Origin of the sequence: Streptomyces sp. NPDC058457, from assembly GCF_042720695.1 — a bacterium.
Taxonomy (GTDB): domain Bacteria; phylum Actinomycetota; class Actinomycetes; order Streptomycetales; family Streptomycetaceae; genus Streptomyces.
In genome coordinates, this window is sequence record NZ_JBHXLU010000048.1 from 1 (window position 1) to 16,847 (window position 16,847).

The 16,847-nt window shown below is 69.4% G+C and carries 19 protein-coding genes and 1 pseudogene; 18 read left to right on the forward strand and 2 right to left on the reverse strand.

From position 1 onward, the window contains the following. The 12 genes from ACFWPS_RS31065 to ACFWPS_RS31120 form a co-directional block, all read left to right on the forward strand. Positions 1–476, forward strand: a 476-nt coding sequence (locus tag ACFWPS_RS31065; RefSeq protein WP_383710847.1) for a cytochrome P450, incomplete at its 5' end; no start/stop codon positions are given. Then, positions 476–712 carry a ferredoxin gene (locus tag ACFWPS_RS31070; protein ID WP_383710850.1) on the forward strand — a complete coding sequence of 79 codons (237 nt, stop codon included), beginning with the start codon at positions 476–478 and terminating at the stop codon, positions 710–712. The genes ACFWPS_RS31065 and ACFWPS_RS31070, both read left to right, overlap by 1 nt. A 139-nt stretch (positions 713–851) precedes the next feature. Next, positions 852–1,502: a TetR/AcrR family transcriptional regulator gene (locus ACFWPS_RS31075; protein ID WP_383710852.1), complete on the forward strand. Its 651-nt coding sequence runs from the start codon at positions 852–854 to the stop codon at positions 1,500–1,502. Positions 1,503–1,543: 41 nt separating this feature from the next. After that, positions 1,544–2,329, forward strand: a complete 786-nt coding sequence (locus tag ACFWPS_RS31080; RefSeq protein WP_383710854.1) for an SDR family oxidoreductase — start codon at positions 1,544–1,546, stop codon at positions 2,327–2,329. After that, the gene (locus ACFWPS_RS31085; RefSeq protein WP_383710857.1) at positions 2,326–3,105 is read left to right on the forward strand and encodes an SDR family oxidoreductase; all 780 of its coding nucleotides are present in this window, start codon (positions 2,326–2,328) and stop codon (positions 3,103–3,105) included. Before ACFWPS_RS31080 ends, ACFWPS_RS31085 begins: the two co-directional genes overlap by 4 nt. After that, on the forward strand, positions 3,102–3,950 hold the full coding sequence (locus tag ACFWPS_RS31090; protein WP_383710860.1) for an NAD(P)-dependent oxidoreductase: 849 nt from the start codon (positions 3,102–3,104) through the stop codon (positions 3,948–3,950). Before ACFWPS_RS31085 ends, ACFWPS_RS31090 begins: the two co-directional genes overlap by 4 nt. Positions 3,951–3,985: 35 nt before the next feature. Then, entirely contained in the window at positions 3,986–5,464 is a 1,479-nt protein-coding gene (locus ACFWPS_RS31095; RefSeq protein WP_383710863.1) for an aldehyde dehydrogenase family protein, read from the forward strand. 34 nt (positions 5,465–5,498) lie between these two features. After that, a complete protein-coding gene (locus ACFWPS_RS31100) occupies positions 5,499–6,266 on the forward strand; it encodes a carboxymuconolactone decarboxylase family protein (RefSeq protein WP_383710865.1) in 768 nt (255 codons plus the stop codon). Positions 6,267–6,474: 208 nt separating this feature from the next. After that, complete coding sequence (locus tag ACFWPS_RS31105) at positions 6,475–6,984, forward strand: MarR family winged helix-turn-helix transcriptional regulator (RefSeq protein WP_383710868.1); 510 nt, start codon at positions 6,475–6,477, stop codon at positions 6,982–6,984. A 177-nt stretch (positions 6,985–7,161) separates the two neighbouring features. Further along, a complete protein-coding gene (locus tag ACFWPS_RS31110) occupies positions 7,162–7,779 on the forward strand; it encodes a DsbA family protein (protein ID WP_383710871.1) in 618 nt (205 codons plus the stop codon). 43 nt (positions 7,780–7,822) lie between these two features. Then, on the forward strand, positions 7,823–8,629 hold the full coding sequence (locus ACFWPS_RS31115) for an MBL fold metallo-hydrolase (RefSeq protein ID WP_383710874.1): 807 nt from the start codon (positions 7,823–7,825) through the stop codon (positions 8,627–8,629). A 2-nt stretch (positions 8,630–8,631) separates the two neighbouring features. Then, positions 8,632–9,039 carry a nuclear transport factor 2 family protein gene (locus tag ACFWPS_RS31120; protein ID WP_383710877.1) on the forward strand — a complete coding sequence of 136 codons (408 nt, stop codon included), beginning with the start codon at positions 8,632–8,634 and terminating at the stop codon, positions 9,037–9,039. A gap of 72 nt (positions 9,040–9,111) precedes the next feature. On the opposite strand, the pseudogene ACFWPS_RS31125 reads toward ACFWPS_RS31120, so the two are convergent. Together ACFWPS_RS31125 and ACFWPS_RS31130 are read right to left on the reverse strand one after the other, a co-directional pair. Further along, positions 9,112–9,566: pseudogene (locus tag ACFWPS_RS31125) on the reverse strand (transposase family protein); the annotation flags it as partial. A gap of 1,217 nt (positions 9,567–10,783) precedes the next feature. Beyond that, positions 10,784–11,698, reverse strand: coding sequence for a LysR substrate-binding domain-containing protein (locus ACFWPS_RS31130; RefSeq protein WP_383710879.1), 915 nt, complete (start codon positions 11,696–11,698; stop codon positions 10,784–10,786). 71 nt (positions 11,699–11,769) lie between these two features. Here ACFWPS_RS31130 and ACFWPS_RS31135 point away from each other — a divergent pair, with 71 nt between their 5' ends. The 6 genes from ACFWPS_RS31135 to ACFWPS_RS31160 all read left to right on the forward strand — a co-directional run bounded on the left by ACFWPS_RS31135 (position 11,770) and on the right by ACFWPS_RS31160 (position 16,815). Further along, entirely contained in the window at positions 11,770–12,975 is a 1,206-nt protein-coding gene (locus ACFWPS_RS31135) for a thiolase family protein (protein ID WP_383710881.1), read from the forward strand. Continuing rightward, positions 12,972–13,667, forward strand: coding sequence for a 3-oxoacid CoA-transferase subunit A (locus ACFWPS_RS31140; protein WP_383710883.1), 696 nt, complete (start codon positions 12,972–12,974; stop codon positions 13,665–13,667). Before ACFWPS_RS31135 ends, ACFWPS_RS31140 begins: the two co-directional genes overlap by 4 nt. Continuing rightward, positions 13,664–14,332: a 3-oxoacid CoA-transferase subunit B gene (locus tag ACFWPS_RS31145; protein ID WP_383710887.1), complete on the forward strand. Its 669-nt coding sequence runs from the start codon at positions 13,664–13,666 to the stop codon at positions 14,330–14,332. The genes ACFWPS_RS31140 and ACFWPS_RS31145 overlap by 4 nt, the downstream gene beginning before the upstream one ends. Positions 14,333–14,347: 15 nt before the next feature. Next, complete coding sequence (locus ACFWPS_RS31150; RefSeq protein WP_383710889.1) at positions 14,348–14,587, forward strand: hypothetical protein; 240 nt, start codon at positions 14,348–14,350, stop codon at positions 14,585–14,587. A 763-nt stretch (positions 14,588–15,350) separates the two neighbouring features. Then, entirely contained in the window at positions 15,351–15,713 is a 363-nt protein-coding gene (locus ACFWPS_RS31155) for a hypothetical protein (RefSeq protein ID WP_383710892.1), read from the forward strand. Between the two features lie 478 nt (positions 15,714–16,191). Beyond that, positions 16,192–16,815, forward strand: a complete 624-nt coding sequence (locus ACFWPS_RS31160; RefSeq protein WP_383710894.1) for a hypothetical protein — start codon at positions 16,192–16,194, stop codon at positions 16,813–16,815. Positions 16,816–16,847 lie beyond the last annotated feature (32 nt).

Here is a 16,847-nt window from a genome sequence, read left to right on the forward strand (position 1 = left end):
CGGGCCGCCTCATCGGCTGGTTCGGCGCCCTGATGGCCCGCTACCCGGAGGCACGCAGGGAGCTGGCGGCCGACCCCTCGCTCGTCCCCAACGCCATCGAGGAGATCCTGCGCTTCGAGCCGACCGGTCCGTTCACCGCGCGCTACGTCACCAAGGACGTGCAGTTGTACGACCGCACGGTCCCGGCCGGCAGTGCCATCCTGTTCATCCAGGCCGCCGCCAACCGCGACCCCCGCCGCTTCGACGACCCGGACCGCTTCGACATCCACCGGGTCACCCAGCACATGAGCTTCGGCGTCGGCGCCCACTACTGCCTGGGTGCGGCACTGGCCAGGCTGGAGGGCCGCATCGCGGCGGAGGAGATCCTCAAACGGTTCCCCGGCTGGGACGTCGACTGGGATCACGCGGAGCTGGCGCAGACCTCGACCGTCCGCGGCTGGAAGACCCTGCCGCTCGTCATCGAAGGAGGCCGGTGATGGCGGAACGGTGGACCGTCGGGATCGACAAGAGGATGTGCGTCCGCACCGGCCTGTGCGCCGCCTCCGCGCCCGAGGAGTTCGAACTCGACGAGGACGGTCAGGGGCACGCGAGGTCCGCCATCCTGCCGGCATCCGAGGAGGTGCTGGAGGTGGCTGAGTCGTGCCCGATCGAGGCCATCGGCATCACGAACGCGGACACCGGCGAGCGGGTCTTCCCGCCGCCCGTCGTCTGAACCTGTCTCCATCCGATTTATTGCTAAGGCAGTTGACTTCACACCATGGCGTAACTAGATTCCTGCTGTGCGGAAATGAGATTCTCCATTTTTGGAAGCATTGCTCTCCAGGGGGTCTGGTGTCGTGGTTCAACCGCCCGTGAAGCAACAGATCGTCCTGGCCGCCGAGCGGCTCTTCGCCGAGCACGGCCTCGACGGGGTGTCTCTGCGTCAGATCAGCGCGGCGGCCGGGAACGGCAACAACACGGCGGTGCAGTACCACTTCGGAACCAAGGAGCGATTGGTCCAGGAGATCTTCGAGTACCGCCTGCCGTATCTGAACGAGCGGCGCGGGCTGCTGGTCGCGCGTCGGCGCCCGGAGGGTCTCAGGTCGTGGGTGGAGTGCCACATCCTGCCCGTTCTGGAACAGGGCGAGCAGGAGGGCAGCCACTACCTCAGCTTTGTGGCGATGCTCCAGCAGTACGGTCGCCGAGACGTCTTCGAACGCCTTTCGGCCGAACTGAGCGGGCCGACCGTCGACTTCGTCGATCGGGTCGGCGCGCTGCTGCCACACCTTCCCGAGCCGTTCCGAGGCCATCGCATCTCGCAGGCCCTGGCCTTCGGCGTGCACGCCGCTGCCAACCGCGAGCGCACCCGCTCCCGTGGCGGGAGTGTGCTGCCCTTCGCCGTGCACGTCGGCGACCTTCTGGACGGCCTGATCGGTTTCCTTCAGGCTCCGGTCTCCGCCACGACCTCGTCCGTGCTGAGCGAGAACGACCCGAGCGAGCCGGTTCTGCCGCTGTACCCCTGATCGTCCGCGTTCCCACCCGCGAGCGGGGAGACGAAAGTCCGATGAGCATCGATCTGCACAACTCCGTGGCGGTCGTCACCGGCGCGGGAAGCGGGATCGGCCGCGCCGCCGCCCACGCCTTCGCCCGGCGCGGCGCGAGAGTGGTCGTCACCGACCTCGTCCGCGAGCGGGCGCACGCGGTCGCCGGCGAACTCGGGGCCCGGGCCGTCGCCGCCGTCTGCGACGTGACCAGCCTCGACGACCTGGCAGCGGTCCGCGAGTTGGCCCTCGACCGCTTCGGCCGTATCGACCTGGTGATGAACAACGTCGGCATCCTCGCCGTCGGACCCGTCGAGGACATCCCCCTGGCAGCGTGGCAACGCGTCGTCGACGTCAATCTGCTGGGCGTCGTCCGCAGCAACCTCGTATTCCTGCCGGGCCTGTTGGAACAGGGGGTTGGGCACATCGTCAACACCGCTTCCACCGCAGGGCTGTTGCCCTACGGATACGACCGGCTTCCCTACACCTCGACCAAGCACGCGATCGTCGGCCTGTCCGAAGCACTCGCGCTGTACCTGCGCCCACGCGGTATCGGCGTCTCCTGCCTGTGCCCGGCCGGCGTGGCCACCAACATCGTCGAGCAGATCACCTTCTACGGGAAACCGGCACCGCCCCGCGGACCCGACTTCCCCGTTCTGGACGCCGACGCGGTCGGCGAACTTGTCGTCGAAGGCGTCAGCCACGACCGCTTCCTCATCCTCACCGCGCCGAAAGCCGCCGACGAACTGCGCGAGCGCGGTGCCGATGTCGACGCCTACCTGTCCCGCCTGACGAAGGACACCCCATGAGCAGCAGCACATTCGACCGGCTTCGCCTGGACGGCAAGGTCGCCCTCGTCACCGGTGGCGCGGGCGCCATCGGCCAGGTCTACGGCCGGGCACTGGCGGAGGCCGGTGCCCGTGTCGTCCTCGCGGACCTCAACGGCGACGGCGCCGAACAGGCCGCCAAGGCCCTGGCCGCCGACGGACTGCACGCGCTCGGTGTGCGCGTCGACATCACCGACCGCGCCTCCGCCGCCGACATGGCAGCGAAGGCCACCGCCGCGTTCGGCGGCATCGACATCCTGGTCAACAACGCCGCCCTCATGGCCGAGATCCCCCAGGTCGACATCCTGGACCTGCCCGGCGACTGGTTCGACCGCGTCATGCGCGTCAACGTGTTCGGCGCCGTGGTCTGCGCGGGCGCCGTCAAGGCGTCGATGGTCGAGCGCGGCGGCGGACGCATCATCAACCAGGTCTCCGCCGGCGCCTTCATGGGCGGCGGCATCTACGGCGTCAGCAAACTCGCCCTTGTCAACGTCACCGCAGGCCTCGCCCGCTCCCTCGGCCCGCACGGCATCAACGTCAACGCCATCGCCCCCGGCCTGGTCGAGAACGAGCCCGGTCTCCGCAGTCTGCCCGCCGACCACCCCGCACGCGCCGCCCTCACGGCCGCCATCCCGGGGAAGAAGTCCGCGCCCGCCGAAGACCTCCTCGGCACTCTGCTTCTGCTCGCCTCCCCGGCGGGTGAATGGATCAACGGGCAGACGATCAGCGTCGACGGCGGCTGGGTCACCCGGCTGTGACAGGCGCGAGGACACCCGCGACACGGGTCGGTTTCATCGGACTGGGCAGCCAGGGCGCCCCGATGGCCCGCCGGATCGCCGAGGAGGCCTTCCCTCTGACGCTGTGGGCGCGCCGCCGCACAGCAGCCGACGCGTTCACCGACACCGCCGCCACCGTGGCCACGACACCGGCCGCCCTGGGCGGTGCCAGCGACATCGTGTGCCTGTGCGTCGTGGCGGACACGGACGTCGAGGACGTACTGCTGCGACCCGACGGAGTACTGACCGGCATGGCCCCCGGCGGCGTCGTCGTCATCCACTCCACCGTCCACCCCGACACCTGCCGGCGCGTCGCCGACGAGGCCGCCAAGCGGGAGATCGCCGTGGTGGACGCGCCGGTGAGCGGGGGAGGCGGGGCCGCCGCCCAGCGCCGGCTGCTGGTCATGGCCGGGGGACAGGAGGCAGACGTCGCCCGCTGCCGGCCGGTGTTCGACACCTTCGCCGACCCGGTGATCCATCTCGGCCCGCTGGGCAGCGGCCAACTCGCCAAGCTGCTCAACAACTTCGTGTTCACCGCCCAGGCCGGCCTGGCGCTGGACACCTTCGCCCTGGCCGACGGCCTGGGCATGGACCGCGGCGCCGTCGCTCAGGTTCTGGCCCACGGTACGGGAGGCAGCCGCGCGGCCGCCATCCTCGCGGCGTCCGGGTTCAACACCGCCGGGCTGCGCCGGGCCCTGCCGCTGCTGCGCAAGGACGTCAACCTACTGCTCGACGTCGCCGACACGGCCCGGGCCCCCCGCCCCCCGGCGCTGACGGACCTCACCGCCCACACCCTGTCGAAGCTGGGCGAGTTCCCGGCGCCCTGATCACCGCCCACCCGGACGACCCAAGGCGGCACGACATGACCACATCCCTGTCCCACGACCTCGGCACCGCCAGCCCCCTCGTCGACGGCACCTGGCTCGACAGCACCTCCGTCGGCCAGCAGGACCACATCAACCCCGCGACCGCCCGGCCGAACGGAGCGGTCCTGCTGGCCGGGCCACCGGAGATCGACACGGCCGTCGCGGCGGCGAGGCAGGCATTCCCCGAATGGCGGGCGATGTCCCCCGACCGTCGCCGCCGCATCCTCCAACGGGTGGAGGAGCTGATGCTGGAGCGCGTGCCCGAGCTGGCTCGCCTCAACACCCTCGAACTGGGCGTCCCCATCCGGACATCGGCCGCACTGGCCTACCTGTCCGCGGGGTGGTTCGGCTACTACGCGGGCTGGGCCGACAAACTGGAGGGCGCGACGATCCCACCGAGCCCGCGCGTGACGGAAGGCCTCGACTACACCGTCCCCGAGCCCTACGGCGTCATCGGTGTCATCCTGACCTGGAACGGGCCGATCGTGTCGGTCGGCATGAAGATCGCCCCCGCTCTCGCGGCGGGCAACTGCGTGGTGGTCAAGGCTCCCGACCTGGCCCCCTTCACCGTGGCCCGGTTCGCGGAGATCGCCCTGGAGGCCGGGCTGCCCCCGGGCGTGCTGCACATCCTGCCCGGCGGCCCGGAAGCCGGCGACCGGCTCGTCCGGCACCCCGACGTCGCGAAGATCTCCTTCACCGGGGGCATCCCGACCGCAAGGAAGATTCTCGACGCGGCCCGCCACACCCTCAAGCCCGTCCTGCTCGAACTCGGTGGCAAGACGGCGAGCATCGTCTTCGCCGACGCCGATCTCGACGAGGCGGTCGCCGAGACCGTCCGCTCCTGCTTCCAGCTCTCCGGCCAGGGCTGCAACCTCAGTACCCGCATGCTGGTGCACCGCGACGTGTACGACCGGGTGGTCGCCGCCACAGGCGAGGCGGCCACCGCCCTGCGTGTCGGAGACCCCTTCGACCAGACGACCGCCCTCGGACCGGTGGTCGGCAAGGCGGCACACGAGCGCATCCTCGGGATGATCGAACGCGCCGCCCAGGACAGCCGCGTCATCGTCGGCGGCCACGCCACCGATCGCTCGACTCTGCCATCGGACAACCGCGACGGCTACTTCATCGACCCGACCGTCCTCGCCGACGTCGACCCGTTCAGCGAGGTCGGCCAGCACGAGGTCTTCGGCCCCGTGCTCTCCCTGATGATCCCCTTCGAGAGCGAGGACGCAGCGGTCGAGCTGGCCAACTCCACCCCCTACGGCCTCGGCACCACCCTGTACACCCACGACGTCTCGCGCGTCCAGCGTGTCGTCCCGCAGCTCCAGTCGGGCACCGTGCTGGTCAACGGTGCCTCGGGCCAGCCGCCGGGCGCCCCCTTCGGAGGCTACAAGCAGAGCGGTTACGGCCGTGAAGGCGGCAAGGAGGGCCTTTACGAGTTCCTCCAGACCAAGAACGTCTTCATCCGTGCGTGACGACGCACCAGAACCCCCCTCCCAGGAGGCCGAGATGGACGACACCCCCGTGGTACGCACCCTGACCGAGGTGCTGCCCGACCACGAACCCCCCACGGCGAGCACCCCGTTCGGTCGCGCCACACGCGACTTCCTCTACACCGAGGTCTGGTCACGCGCTGGCCTGAGCCGCCGCGACCGCCGCTGGGTGACCCTGACCTGCGTGGCCGCGGCCGACGCGCCCCAGCCCATCGAGGACCACGTCCACGCGGCGCTCGTGTCCGGCGACATCGGCCTGGAGGCCATGCTGGAGTTCGTCCTGCACTTCGCGGTGTACTGCGGCTGGCCCAAAGCGTCCCACCTGGAGGGTGCCATCGCCCGGCAGTGGGACCGCGTCCACCGCGAACGCGGCGAACAGACACCATCCTGGCCGCAGTTGGGCAACGACACGCTCGGTTCCGGCGCTTGGGAGGAACGACTCAAGCGTGGCGTCGAGGAGTTCATCGACGTCAACCTCGTGCCCGCCCCGCCCGCCAACTCGCCCTACCGGCAGGCCGGCATCCTGAACTTCGTCTTCGGCCACGTCTGGCAGCGCCCCGGACTGACCCGTCGCGAGCGCCGGATCATCACCGTCGCCTGCGTAGCCCTCGACGACTCGCCCGTCCCGCTGCGGTCGCATGTCACCGCCGCGCTCCACTCCGGCGACATCACCAAGGAGGAGATGGACGAGATCGTGCTGCAGTTCGCCGCCTACTACGGCTTCGCCAAGGGTGAGGCTCTCGCCGACGCGGTCGAGGCGGCGTGGGCTGCCAAGCCGGACTGACGAAGCGGGCGTCCCGAATCCGCGTGAACCGACCCGATGTGCTTCGCGCCCTCGTTGTGGCGGCGCGGAAGGGTGCTGCGGGCACCCCTTTTTTCATCCCAAGGCGCGCCACATTTTCGTCGTGCCTGATCTCGCGTCGGCAACACAGACCTCTACGGTGCGTTGGCTTGTAGCGTCCCCGCCAAGGCATGATCAATGGATGCATGGCATGGAGGAACACAGCGGCGGTGAAGGAGCGGAGATCTCGACTCCCGAGGACGCCGCGAACGACGCGCTGGTGCTGGCGTTCGGACGGTTGCAGGGCGCCGCGAATCGGCTGGAGTACATCCTGGGGCGTTCGCTGGAGCGGGAGTGCGGGATCAGCCATCTGATGTTCGAGGTGCTGCTCATCCTCGGGCGCGCGGGCGACCCCGGGCTGTCGATGCGGGCCATCGCCCAGGAGCAGGTGCTGACCACGGGCGGGGTGACGCGTCTGGTCGACCGGATGGAGGCGGCCGGGCTGGTCGAGCGGGCCGAGGATCCCGGCGACAGACGCGGTCGCCTGGTGCGACTGACGCCGGTCGGCGAGGAGAGCACCGTAACGGCGGCCCGGCTGCACAGGGACAACATCCGGCGTTACTTCGTGACCCCCTTGCCTCCCGAGGACCGCGATCGGTTCGCCGAGGACATTCGGATCCTCAGCCACTCCGCGCGGGACGAGCTTCCCCGCCTGCCCTGACGGAATCCGGCGGTCCCGCCGAAGGTACGGCTGGACAGTTTCGCCGATGTACCGACATGGCCGAGGTCGAGCGTGGCAGGCGTCACGCGAGTGGATAAATACCTGACGCGTCAGTTACTGTGTTCTCAGGTAAATCGCTCGCGCCCGGCGGGCGCCACTCGTCTGCCGAGGTTATCGATGCAGCTCGTCTACGTCTTCGACGCCTACTGCGGCTGGTCTCACGGGTTCTCCGGAACGCTGAACGAGGTCGCCTCCCGCCATCCCGCACTGCCCGTCCAGGTCGTGTCCGGTGGCCTGTTCACGGGATCACGCCGGGTACCGATCCGCGAGTTCGGCTATGTCCAGGGCTCGAACGCCCAGATCGCCGAGCTGACCGGTGCCGAGTTCGGCGAGGGCTACGAGCGGCTGATCGCCGACGGCTCGTTCGTGATGGACTCGGAGGCCGCCGCGCGCGGTGTCGCCGCCCTGCGCCAGGCCGCCCCGGCCCACGCGGCCAAGCTGGCAGCCGCCCTGCAACGGGCCTTCTACGTCGACGGCCTCAGCCTCTCCGACCCCGCGACCTACCGGAAGGTCGCCGAGGAGGCCGGGCTCGACGCCGACGCCGTGGTCACCGCCTTCGAAGGGGCCGAGGCGAGGGTGGCAGCGACCGCCGACTTCCATCTCAGCGCCTCGCTGGGAGTCACCGGCTTCCCCACGCTGCTGGCCGTCGACGGCGACTCCGTCACTCCCGTGGCCCGTGGCCATGCCACCGCTGACGAGGTCGACCGACGGCTGGCGGCCCTTCGTACCCCCTGAGCCTTCCGTCCCCACCCACCCTTCTCCTCGCAAGGAGTCATCCATGAGCACCCTGACCTTCAAGGTCCTCGACCTCGACTTCCCCGCAGGCAGCAAGAACAAGACCGCCACCCTCGTCACCGGCGAGAACGAGGCGCTGCTGGTGGACGCCGCGTTCACCCGCGCCGACGGCCATCGCCTGGCCGCCGCGATCCTCGACTCGGGTAAGAAGCTGACCACCGTCTTCGTCAGCCACGGCGACCCCGACTTCTACTTCGGCGCCGAGGTCCTCGCCGACGCCTTCCCCGACGCCGTCTTCGTCGCCACCCCGATCGTCATCGAGCACATCGCCCATTCCTATGAGGGCAAGCTCAAGGCCTGGGCGGTCCTCGGCCCGAACCTGCCCACCCGGCTGGTCGACCTCGCCCCGCTGACCGGCGACCTCACCCTGGAGGGCCACCGTTTCGAGCTCAAGGGCGGCCCGGCCGGCCTGCCCGACCGCCACTACCTGTGGCAGGCCGAGCACCGCGCTCTCCTCGGCGGCGTCCTGCTCTTCCAGCAGGAGCACGTCTGGGTCGCCGACACCCCCACCCCCGACGACCGTGCCGCGTGGATCACGGTGCTGGACGAGATGGCCGCTCTCGACCCGGAGCTGGTCGTCCCCGGCCACCGTCTGCCCGGTACGGCGGCGGACCCCTCCGCCATCACCGCCACCCGCGACTACCTCCTCGCCTTCGAAGAGGAACTCGGCAAGGCCGCCGACGGCGCCGCGCTCACCGAGGCGCTCGTGGCGCGCTACCCGGACAATGGCATGCTGATCGCCGCCCAGATCGGCGCGAAGGTCGCCAAGGGCGAGATGAAGTGGGGCTGAACATGAGCGACTTCGCCACTTCCACCGCTCCCGCGGACGTCGTACGACGCCAGTACCTCGCCTCCGCGGACGGCGACCTGGAAGCACTGCGAGCCACCCTCGCCCCCGACGTGGAGTGGAAGGAGATGGCCGGCTTCCCGCTCGCCGGCACCTACCGCACCCCTGACGGCGTCACTTCCAACGTCATGGAGAAGCTCGGCCAGGACTGGGACGACTGGACCGCCCACGACGACACCTACGTCGTCGACGGCGAGAACGTCGTCGTCCTCGCCCGCTACAGCGCCGTCAACAAGACCACCGGGAAGCCGATCGACGTCCGCGTCGCCCACCACTTCGTCGTACGCGGAGGAGTCATCGTACGCTTTGAACAGTTCGTCGACACTGCGCTCGTCCGCGACGCCATGACGTGATGCCCGTCCCGCCAGGGGTGTTGCAGAAGGCCGCGTCCGGGCAGGTCAGAGCTGGCGAACGGAGTTGTCCGCTCATGCGGCGGGCAGGAGGCCGTGCATGTGGGCGAAGGCCCCGACCGTGCGATGGAGACCCTCGCCGCGCTGTCGGCGGTCGCGGAGCATTTTCATCCGGCCGATGGCACGTCCCACACGGGCACGAACCCCGCGGTGCTCGGCGATGTCGCCTGCTGGCCCTTCCGCAGAGCGCGTCCCGGGTGTTTGCGGTGCGGCACCGCCGTCCCGTAGTTGAGGTACGCACCGTCTCCGCGCACGCTCACGCCCTGGCAGTGTCGGCTGAGCCCGGATCACGCCAGGCGTGGGCGTCCGCGGTGGCACCCGGCAGCGGACGCGTGGCGGCGCTCACCAGCCTGCTGTCCGCGTCCACGATCCACGTCCGTTCCGCGGCATCGGCCGGGCGGGAGACGACTTCGAGTGCGAGCAGCGCCCGGCCGTCGGATGACACGGCAGGTGGTTGACGAGGAGACACCGCACTCGCCTGCCCAACTGGATCACCGAGGCCACGGACGCCGACCTGCCGGGCATCAGCAGCTTCGCCGTGGGCCTGAACAGCGGCTGCGACGTGATGACCGCCGGCCTGATGACCGGCTGGAACTCCGGCCCGGTCGAGGGAGCAGCCGATCGGATCAAGATGCTCAGACGGCAGATGTTCGGGTGCGCCGGCTTCGGCCTTCTCCGTCAACGGGTCCCGCCCGCCTGCGGATCCGCATCAGCCCTTGTCCTCCAGGAGTCCGAAGCCTGGCGTCGCCGGATCCATTGGCTCGTCCTCAGAACCCTCGATGAGCCGGAGGACATTGACCAGCCTCGGCCAAGGCTCGCGTCGGGGACAGGTACGCAGCAGGCATTGAGACGATCTCCAGCACGATGAGAACCAAGTTCTGCCATCCCACTGCATGCCTCTGACATCACGGTCGGCAACCGTCACACGGAATTCGTGCCAGACCTCAAATCGCCTCGCCGTAGCCAGGTCAGGTGGCGACCGTCGATGATCCGGCCGGCCGGCTCGATCCCGTGAACCACACACGGGTCAGGGCGGGATGCGCGATCGGAGCCTCGACGACGCCCGGACCGTCCTCGGGCGCGTTGCTGATCAGGTTGACCGCTCCGACTGGCGCGCCCGCATCGTGCAGCGACCGGACCGTGGCGGCTTGGTCCTGGGCCTGGCCGACGCCTCGACGAGCGTCCCGTTCGCGATGTGCGCCATTGAAGCCGCATGGGGAGAGCCGCGTCCATCTCGCGGCTCATCGTGGCGAATATGGTGCGCTCGCCGAGCAGAACGGTGGCACGCTCCGGAACCGACCGCCGTGCGGCCGGCGGAAGGTTCGCCCCCGCCGGGAGGGTGGACGCCGCCGCGTCCACCGCGAGATTGACCTCCTCGGCGAAGCTGGGGCGACCGGGCCATCGGTTCACCGGTCGGGGCCTCCGTCGTTTCGTGGTACCGGCCGTTCCTGCCAGCGAACGTACTCGCTGGCGATGAGGAGGCCGCTGGTCCGGACCGGACGTGGGTGCCTTGACCTGACTGGCTGACCTGTGATGCCTCATCCTTCACGGCAGCGGCGATCGCCGCACGTACCGAGCATGTCGAACTCTCCGTGGCCGGCGTCGCTCCCTGAACCCCTTTGTTCGTTCGTCGAACAGCGGCGTCAGGCCATTGCGGTCGACTTCCCGAGGGCGCGTCGGCGGCAGGCTACCGAGTGCGTCGGAGGTGACTGGACGTATGTCGGAACGTTGACCGGATGATCCCCACGGTGCGTGCCAGGTGCGGTTCGGAGCGGTCGGCGCGGTGGGCGACGGCGAGTTCCACGTGTGCGTCGGCTCCGGTCAGGGGCAGATAGGTGACGCCGTCGAGCGCCAGCGCGGTCACGGGCTCTGGTACGACCGCTACGCCGAGACCGCCGGCCACGAGCGTGATCAGCGTCGAGGTCTCGCCGACCTCATGGCGAATGTGCGGCTCGACTCCGGCATCGCGCAGAAGGCCGAGGACGACGTCGTACATCACCGACCGGCGGTCGGCGGAGTGCACGATCAGGTCGGCACCTGCAAGGTCTGCGGCGCGCATTCGTTTCCGGCGGGCGAGGGGGTGGGCGACCGGTACGGCGACGACCAGCCGGTCCCGGCGCAGGGTGTGCACGGTGAGGGAGAGGTCCGCCACCGGAGGGCGCAGCAGGGCGATGTCGATCGCGCCGGTGCGCAGCGCCTCGGCCTGGTCGGGCGCGAGCATCTCGCCACGGAAGGAGAAGTCGACTCCTGGCAGTTCCTCCGAGAGCCGCCGCGAGAGCGCGGGCAGCAGGCTGTACGTCGCCGAGCCCACGCACCCGATAGCGAGGTGGCCCACCGAGCCGGCCGCGACGAGCCGTGCCTGGTGGGCCGCCTCTTCGACGTCGGCGAGGATCCCGCGCGCCCGCTCCAGGTAGGCCCGGCCGGCCTCCGTGAGGTCGACGCGGCGTGTCGTGCGGTGGAGCAGCTCGACGCCGAGCTCGTTCTCGAGCTGGCGGATCTGCTGGGAGAGAGGCGGCTGGGCCATGTGGAGCCGCTCGGCGGCGCGACCGAAGTGGCGCTCCTCGGCCACCGCTACGAAGTATCGCAGGTGCCGCAGATCCATATGTCACCCATATCAATCGGCTCGGATATGCGTACTTCAGAATATCGTGCTCCCTGATTAGCGTCGTTGCCATGACTGCTTTCATGTACGCGGCGACGCGGACTCCGTTCGGCCGCTTCAACGGAGCGCTGGCCGGCGTCCGCCCCGACGACCTCGCCGCCGCCGCGATCACCTCCACGCTCGCCAGGGTGCCGGGCCTCGACCCCACCGAGATCGACGACGTGGTGTGGGGCAACGCCAACGGCGCCGGCGAGGAGAACCGCAACGTCGGCCGTATGGCGGCGCTGCTCGCCGGGCTTCCGGTGAGCGTGCCCGGCACCACGGTCAACCGGCTGTGCGGCTCCAGCCTCGACGCGGCGATGACGGCCAGCCGGACCATCGAGTCCGGCGACGCCGACGTGGTGCTGACCGGGGGTGTGGAGTCGATGACGCGCGCGCCCTGGGTGCTGCCCAAGTCGGCGAAGCCATTCCCGGCCGGCGATGTCACCGCCGTCTCGACCACGCTCGGCTGGCGGTTGGTCAACCCGCGGATGCCGAAGGAGTGGACGGTCAGCCTCGGCGAGGCCAACGAGCTGCTCCGGGAACGCTTCGGGATCTCCCGCGAGCGGCAGGACGAGTTCGCGGCCCGATCCCACCAACTCGCTCATGCTGCCTGGGAGTCGGGCTTCTACGACGACCTGGTGGTGCCAATCGACGGCGTCGACCTGACCCGCGACGAGGGCATCCGGGCCGGATCCACACCGCAGGTGCTGGCAGGGCTCAAGCCGGTCTTCCGCACACCGGAGCAGGGCGGCACCATCACCGCGGGCAACGCCAGCCCGCTCAACGACGGTGCGGCCGCGGTGCTGCTGGGCAGCGAGAAGGCCGCGGCCACGATCGGGACCGCCCCGATCGCCCGTATCGCCGGTCGCGGTGTGATGGCGCTGGAGCCGCAGGCCTTCGGCTACGCCCCGGTCGAGGCCGCGAACCGTGCGCTGGCCCGGGCCGGGATCGGCTGGGACCAGGTGGGCGCGGTCGAGCTCAACGAGGCCTTCGCCGTGCAGTCGCTCGCCTGCCTCGACGCATGGAAGATCGACCCCGGTATTGTCAACCAGAAGGGTGGCGCCATCGCGATCGGGCACCCGCTGGGCGCCTCGGGCGGTCGCGTCCTCGCCACGCTGGCCAAGGTGCTGCGGGAGACGAAGCAGCGCTACGGCGTCGCCGCGATCTGCATCGGGGTCGGCCAGGGGCTGGCCGTCGTACTCGAAAACTGCGACGTGACGGGCGCGGCCCAGTGAGCCGGGCGGAGATAGTGGAGAGCGCCGAAGCTGCGGTCGCCGGGATCGAGGACGAGTCCACCGTCCTCGTCGGCGGCTTCGGCCTGGCCGGGATGCCGTTCGATCTCATCGAAGCGCTCATCCGGCAGGGCGCGAAGGAGCTCACGATCGTGTCCAACAACGCGGGCAACGGCGACGTCGGGCTGGCCGCGCTGCTGGCCGCGGGCCGGGTGCGCAAGGTGCTCTGCTCCTTTCCGCGACAGGCCGATTCCTGGGTCTTCGACGGCCTCTACCGCGCGGGGAAGATCGAGCTCGAAGTGGTCCCGCAGGGAAATCTCGCCGAGCGGATGCGCGCGGCTGGTGCCGGCATCGGGGCGTTCTACTGCCCGACCGCGGTCGGCACACCGCTGGCCGAGGGCAAGGAGGAGCGCGAGATCGACGGCCGCAGGTACCTGCTGGAGTACCCGATCAAGGGCGATTACGCGTTGATCGGCGCGCACGTCGCGGACACGCTGGGCAACCTCGTCTACCGCAGGACGGCCCGCAACTTCGGTCCGGTCATGGCCACCGCGGCGACGACGACCATCGTCCAGGTCGACCAGGTCGTCGAGCCGGGAAAGCTCGACCCCGAAGCCGTCGTCACCCCATCCATCTATGTCGACCGAGTCGTGCAGGTGCAAGCCCGTCACTACACCGTGCAGGGGGCACGATGACCACGACGCCAAGCGCTCAGGCTCAGGCGTACGCCGACCACCGGCTCTCGATGGACGAGCTTGCCGCCGTCCTCGCACGCGACATCCCCTCCGGCGCCTTCGTCAACCTCGGCATCGGGCAGCCCACCAAGATCGCCGACCATCTGCCGGCCGGCTCCGGGGTGGTGCTGCACACCGAGAACGGCATGCTCAACATGGGCCCGAAGGCCGAGGGCGACGCGGTCGACCCCGACCTGACCAACGCCGGCAAGGTCCCGGTGACCGAGCTGCCCGGAGCCGCTTACTTCCACCACGCCGACTCCTTCGCCATGATGCGCGGCGGACACCTCGACGTCTGCGTCCTCGGTGCCTACCAGGTCGCCTTCAACGGCGACCTCGCCAACTGGCACACCGGCAAGCCCGACGACATCCCCGCCGTCGGCGGTGCAATGGACCTCGCCATCGGCGCCAAGGACGTCTACGTGATGATGACGCTCTTCACTCGCTCCGGCGAACCGAAGCTCGTGCCGCGATGCACCTACCCGCTCACCGGCCTCGGCTGCGTCAGCCGCGTCTACACGGACCACGGCGTCTTCGACGTCGGCCCCGACGGCGTACGGATCCGGGAGACGTACGGCGTCAGCCCCCACGGGCTCGCGGACCGGCTCGGCATCACCTCGTCCTAGGGTTACGGTTGCGAGGTGGATGCTGGCGAATTGCCGGCGGGCATCCGCACCGTGGCGGCTGGCGACTCACTCCTGTCGCCCGCTGCCACCCGGTCTCTCATTTCCGATTTCCTGGCCACCCCGGACACCGACGACTTCCTCGCGCTTCCCGAAGCCGTCAAAGCGCTGACCACCGCGAAACGTGAGGTCACTGCCTTGGCGGCGTACGCAAGTCCAACGCCGAGGTCGTCGACCAGTTGGTCCTCAGCCCGCTGACCGTGCGCAGCCACATCCAACGCGCGATGACCAGACTCAGCGCGCTCAACTCGGCGTCGCCTATCAGAGCGGCTTGGCGACACCCGCGTCGGCGGCCTTCCTCGCAGCCCTGGCCGGCGCGGTCTTCAACCAGCGGTGGAACCCCGAGCGAGAGAGGTTCAGCACCTGGGGCTCCTCTCCTGGACTCAGGATCCAGTGTCGAGGTGTCCACGATCAAGGTGGAGGGCCCCTCCTCGAAGAGGTCCACGGCCCGCAGCCGTACCTCTCCCTGGCGCCTGCGTTGCTCGGCTCTCAGCCCGCCCCCGTCCGACTACCGCATGCCTCCGGCGTACCAACTCGGACGGACCGCGTCACCAGTCCCAACGCAAATCCAGACCCCGAGACACCGAAATCAACAAGCCGAGAAGCCGTGAGCGTCCATGAGCCGGATCAGCTGATCCAGGCCGCGCTGTTCCATGTAGCGCCTCATGGTGTCGCGCGTCGGCCAGATGCGACGGTAGGGATTCGCGCAAGGCAGGCGGACATCTAGCGGCGAGTGACGGCCGTCGGGCCCGTCGCGGTACATGCGCGGTTTGCCGCGACGGTGAACTGGCCGACTGGCAAAGGCAGATGACCAGAGATGCCACTTGGCCGCGGCTATACGAGAACAGGGCCGTCACCCGGACAGATCTTCCAGCAAGCGGCTGGTCGCCAGGTCGCACACGATTCTCTTGCAGCCACGAAGCACAATCCGACCCACTGTGAGGGAGTCACCATGTCCCGCATGCCCAAGATCGCCGCTCTCGGCGCCGCTGTCGGCGTCGTACTCGCCGCGAGTGCTGGAGTCGCAGCCGCCGGAGAAGACGGGGGCGGCTTCACCACGCAGCAAGTCGAAGGGCCCGCCGTCCTGGTGGCGCCCAATTCGTTCGGTGCCGCTGACGCCACGTGCCCGAAAGGAACCACCCTTACCGGCGGCGGCTTCGGAACGATCAGCCCAGATCTGAAAGTGACCGGGTCCTATGCTGCGGGGCCGGATGGACAGGGTGGGCCGAACACGTGGAGGGCAGTGGCCGTCAACACAGGCCAGACAAGCCAGAGGCTCACCGCTTTTGCCCTCTGCGCAACTCCCGAACGCCCACACAAGTGATCCCCCTCCCGGCCGGCAGTCCCGCTAACGCTGGCTGATCTGGCTGAGCGCGGCCGCCACGCTCTTCGTATGCGAGGGCTCGGGCTGTTTACTGTGCGGAGACACCCCCTGCCGATCTAAGCATCAGGGGGCGCCCTTCCGGCCGGGAGCCTCCCGAGCATCCCGGCCGGGCTTTGTACTGGGGCTGTGCGTCAGGCGGACGTTCTGCGGCTTGGACGCGCTCTGGGTTGCTCTTGACCATCTGGTAGATCTCGCGAGCGAGGTACCGCTTGAGGCAGCGGATGATCTTCTTCTTCGTCCTATAGGGGCTCGTGACGAGAGGGGTGGGATCGCCGACATCCGAGTTGAACCTTGCTGCGGGCTGGTGGTCGCCCATTGGAAGAATCGGCATGGTCGCCTGAGACCGGTCCTGTAACCGGGCGGCGCTCGTACCACTCCCGGATCGGGCCATGTCAGTGGCTGGTGACAGGATCCAAGGGTGCTGATCAAGGGATACGACGACAGCCCGCTGGTACCGGGCGAATCGCTGCTGGCCCGTCCGGGCTTCTGGTCGAACTACCTGCTGGCGATGTGCGGTGACGGGGCGTGTGCCGAGCGTCCGGTTCCGGATTGGTTCGGCGATGACGGCGCCGATGCCGATGCCTTGTCCGAGGTCCTCTTCGATCCCGAACACTGGCCGGTCTTCCGGGTGCCGGCCGAAGAGGGTCCCGGAGCTGTGGTGATCTACCGCAACATGGTCGGCGACTACGGCACCGACTACCTCCTCACCGGTCCAGACAGGGTTTACGCCCGGCAGATCGCCAGCTGGGAAGGAGATTTCTCGGGGATCGGGCTGACGTGGCACGAACTGGTCCGCATCGCCGACTGTCCGTCCCCCATGGCCGAAGGTGTCCAGGACACAGCCGCCCGCCTCCTGCTGGTTCTTCCCCTTCTTGCCGACCTGGACCTGGCCGAGGCGGCCCCGGCAAGGCTCGCCGCCGCCCTGACCGCGGTCGGCGCGCCGCAGCAGACCGCCTCCACCACGGCGGAGCACCTGCTTGACCACCTCATGCGAAGATCCTGGCACGATCCCACGTGGGAGTCTCCTTTGAGCGGCAGCTGAAACGCAGGTCAAGCACCCGACCGCTCCATGGA

What these genes read in the sequence shown, in the direction of transcription:
- ACFWPS_RS31070 (WP_383710850.1), top strand. Translation starts at nt 476, where the DNA reads ATGGCGGAACGGTGGACCGTCGGGATCGACAAGAGGATGTGCGTCCGC.
- ACFWPS_RS31105 (WP_383710868.1), top strand. Translation starts at nt 6,475, where the DNA reads ATGGAGGAACACAGCGGCGGTGAAGGAGCGGAGATCTCGACTCCCGAG.
- ACFWPS_RS31135 (WP_383710881.1), top strand. Translation starts at nt 11,770, where the DNA reads ATGACTGCTTTCATGTACGCGGCGACGCGGACTCCGTTCGGCCGCTTC.
- ACFWPS_RS31155 (WP_383710892.1), top strand. Translation starts at nt 15,351, where the DNA reads ATGCCCAAGATCGCCGCTCTCGGCGCCGCTGTCGGCGTCGTACTCGCC.
- ACFWPS_RS31120 (WP_383710877.1), top strand. Translation starts at nt 8,632, where the DNA reads ATGAGCGACTTCGCCACTTCCACCGCTCCCGCGGACGTCGTACGACGC.
- ACFWPS_RS31095 (WP_383710863.1), top strand. Translation starts at nt 3,986, where the DNA reads ATGACCACATCCCTGTCCCACGACCTCGGCACCGCCAGCCCCCTCGTC.
- ACFWPS_RS31080 (WP_383710854.1), top strand. Translation starts at nt 1,544, where the DNA reads ATGAGCATCGATCTGCACAACTCCGTGGCGGTCGTCACCGGCGCGGGA.
- ACFWPS_RS31130 (WP_383710879.1), bottom strand. Translation starts at nt 11,698, where the DNA reads ATGGATCTGCGGCACCTGCGATACTTCGTAGCGGTGGCCGAGGAGCGC.
- ACFWPS_RS31145 (WP_383710887.1), top strand. Translation starts at nt 13,664, where the DNA reads ATGACCACGACGCCAAGCGCTCAGGCTCAGGCGTACGCCGACCACCGG.
- ACFWPS_RS31110 (WP_383710871.1), top strand. Translation starts at nt 7,162, where the DNA reads ATGCAGCTCGTCTACGTCTTCGACGCCTACTGCGGCTGGTCTCACGGG.
- ACFWPS_RS31115 (WP_383710874.1), top strand. Translation starts at nt 7,823, where the DNA reads ATGAGCACCCTGACCTTCAAGGTCCTCGACCTCGACTTCCCCGCAGGC.
- ACFWPS_RS31100 (WP_383710865.1), top strand. Translation starts at nt 5,499, where the DNA reads ATGGACGACACCCCCGTGGTACGCACCCTGACCGAGGTGCTGCCCGAC.
- ACFWPS_RS31085 (WP_383710857.1), top strand. Translation starts at nt 2,326, where the DNA reads ATGAGCAGCAGCACATTCGACCGGCTTCGCCTGGACGGCAAGGTCGCC.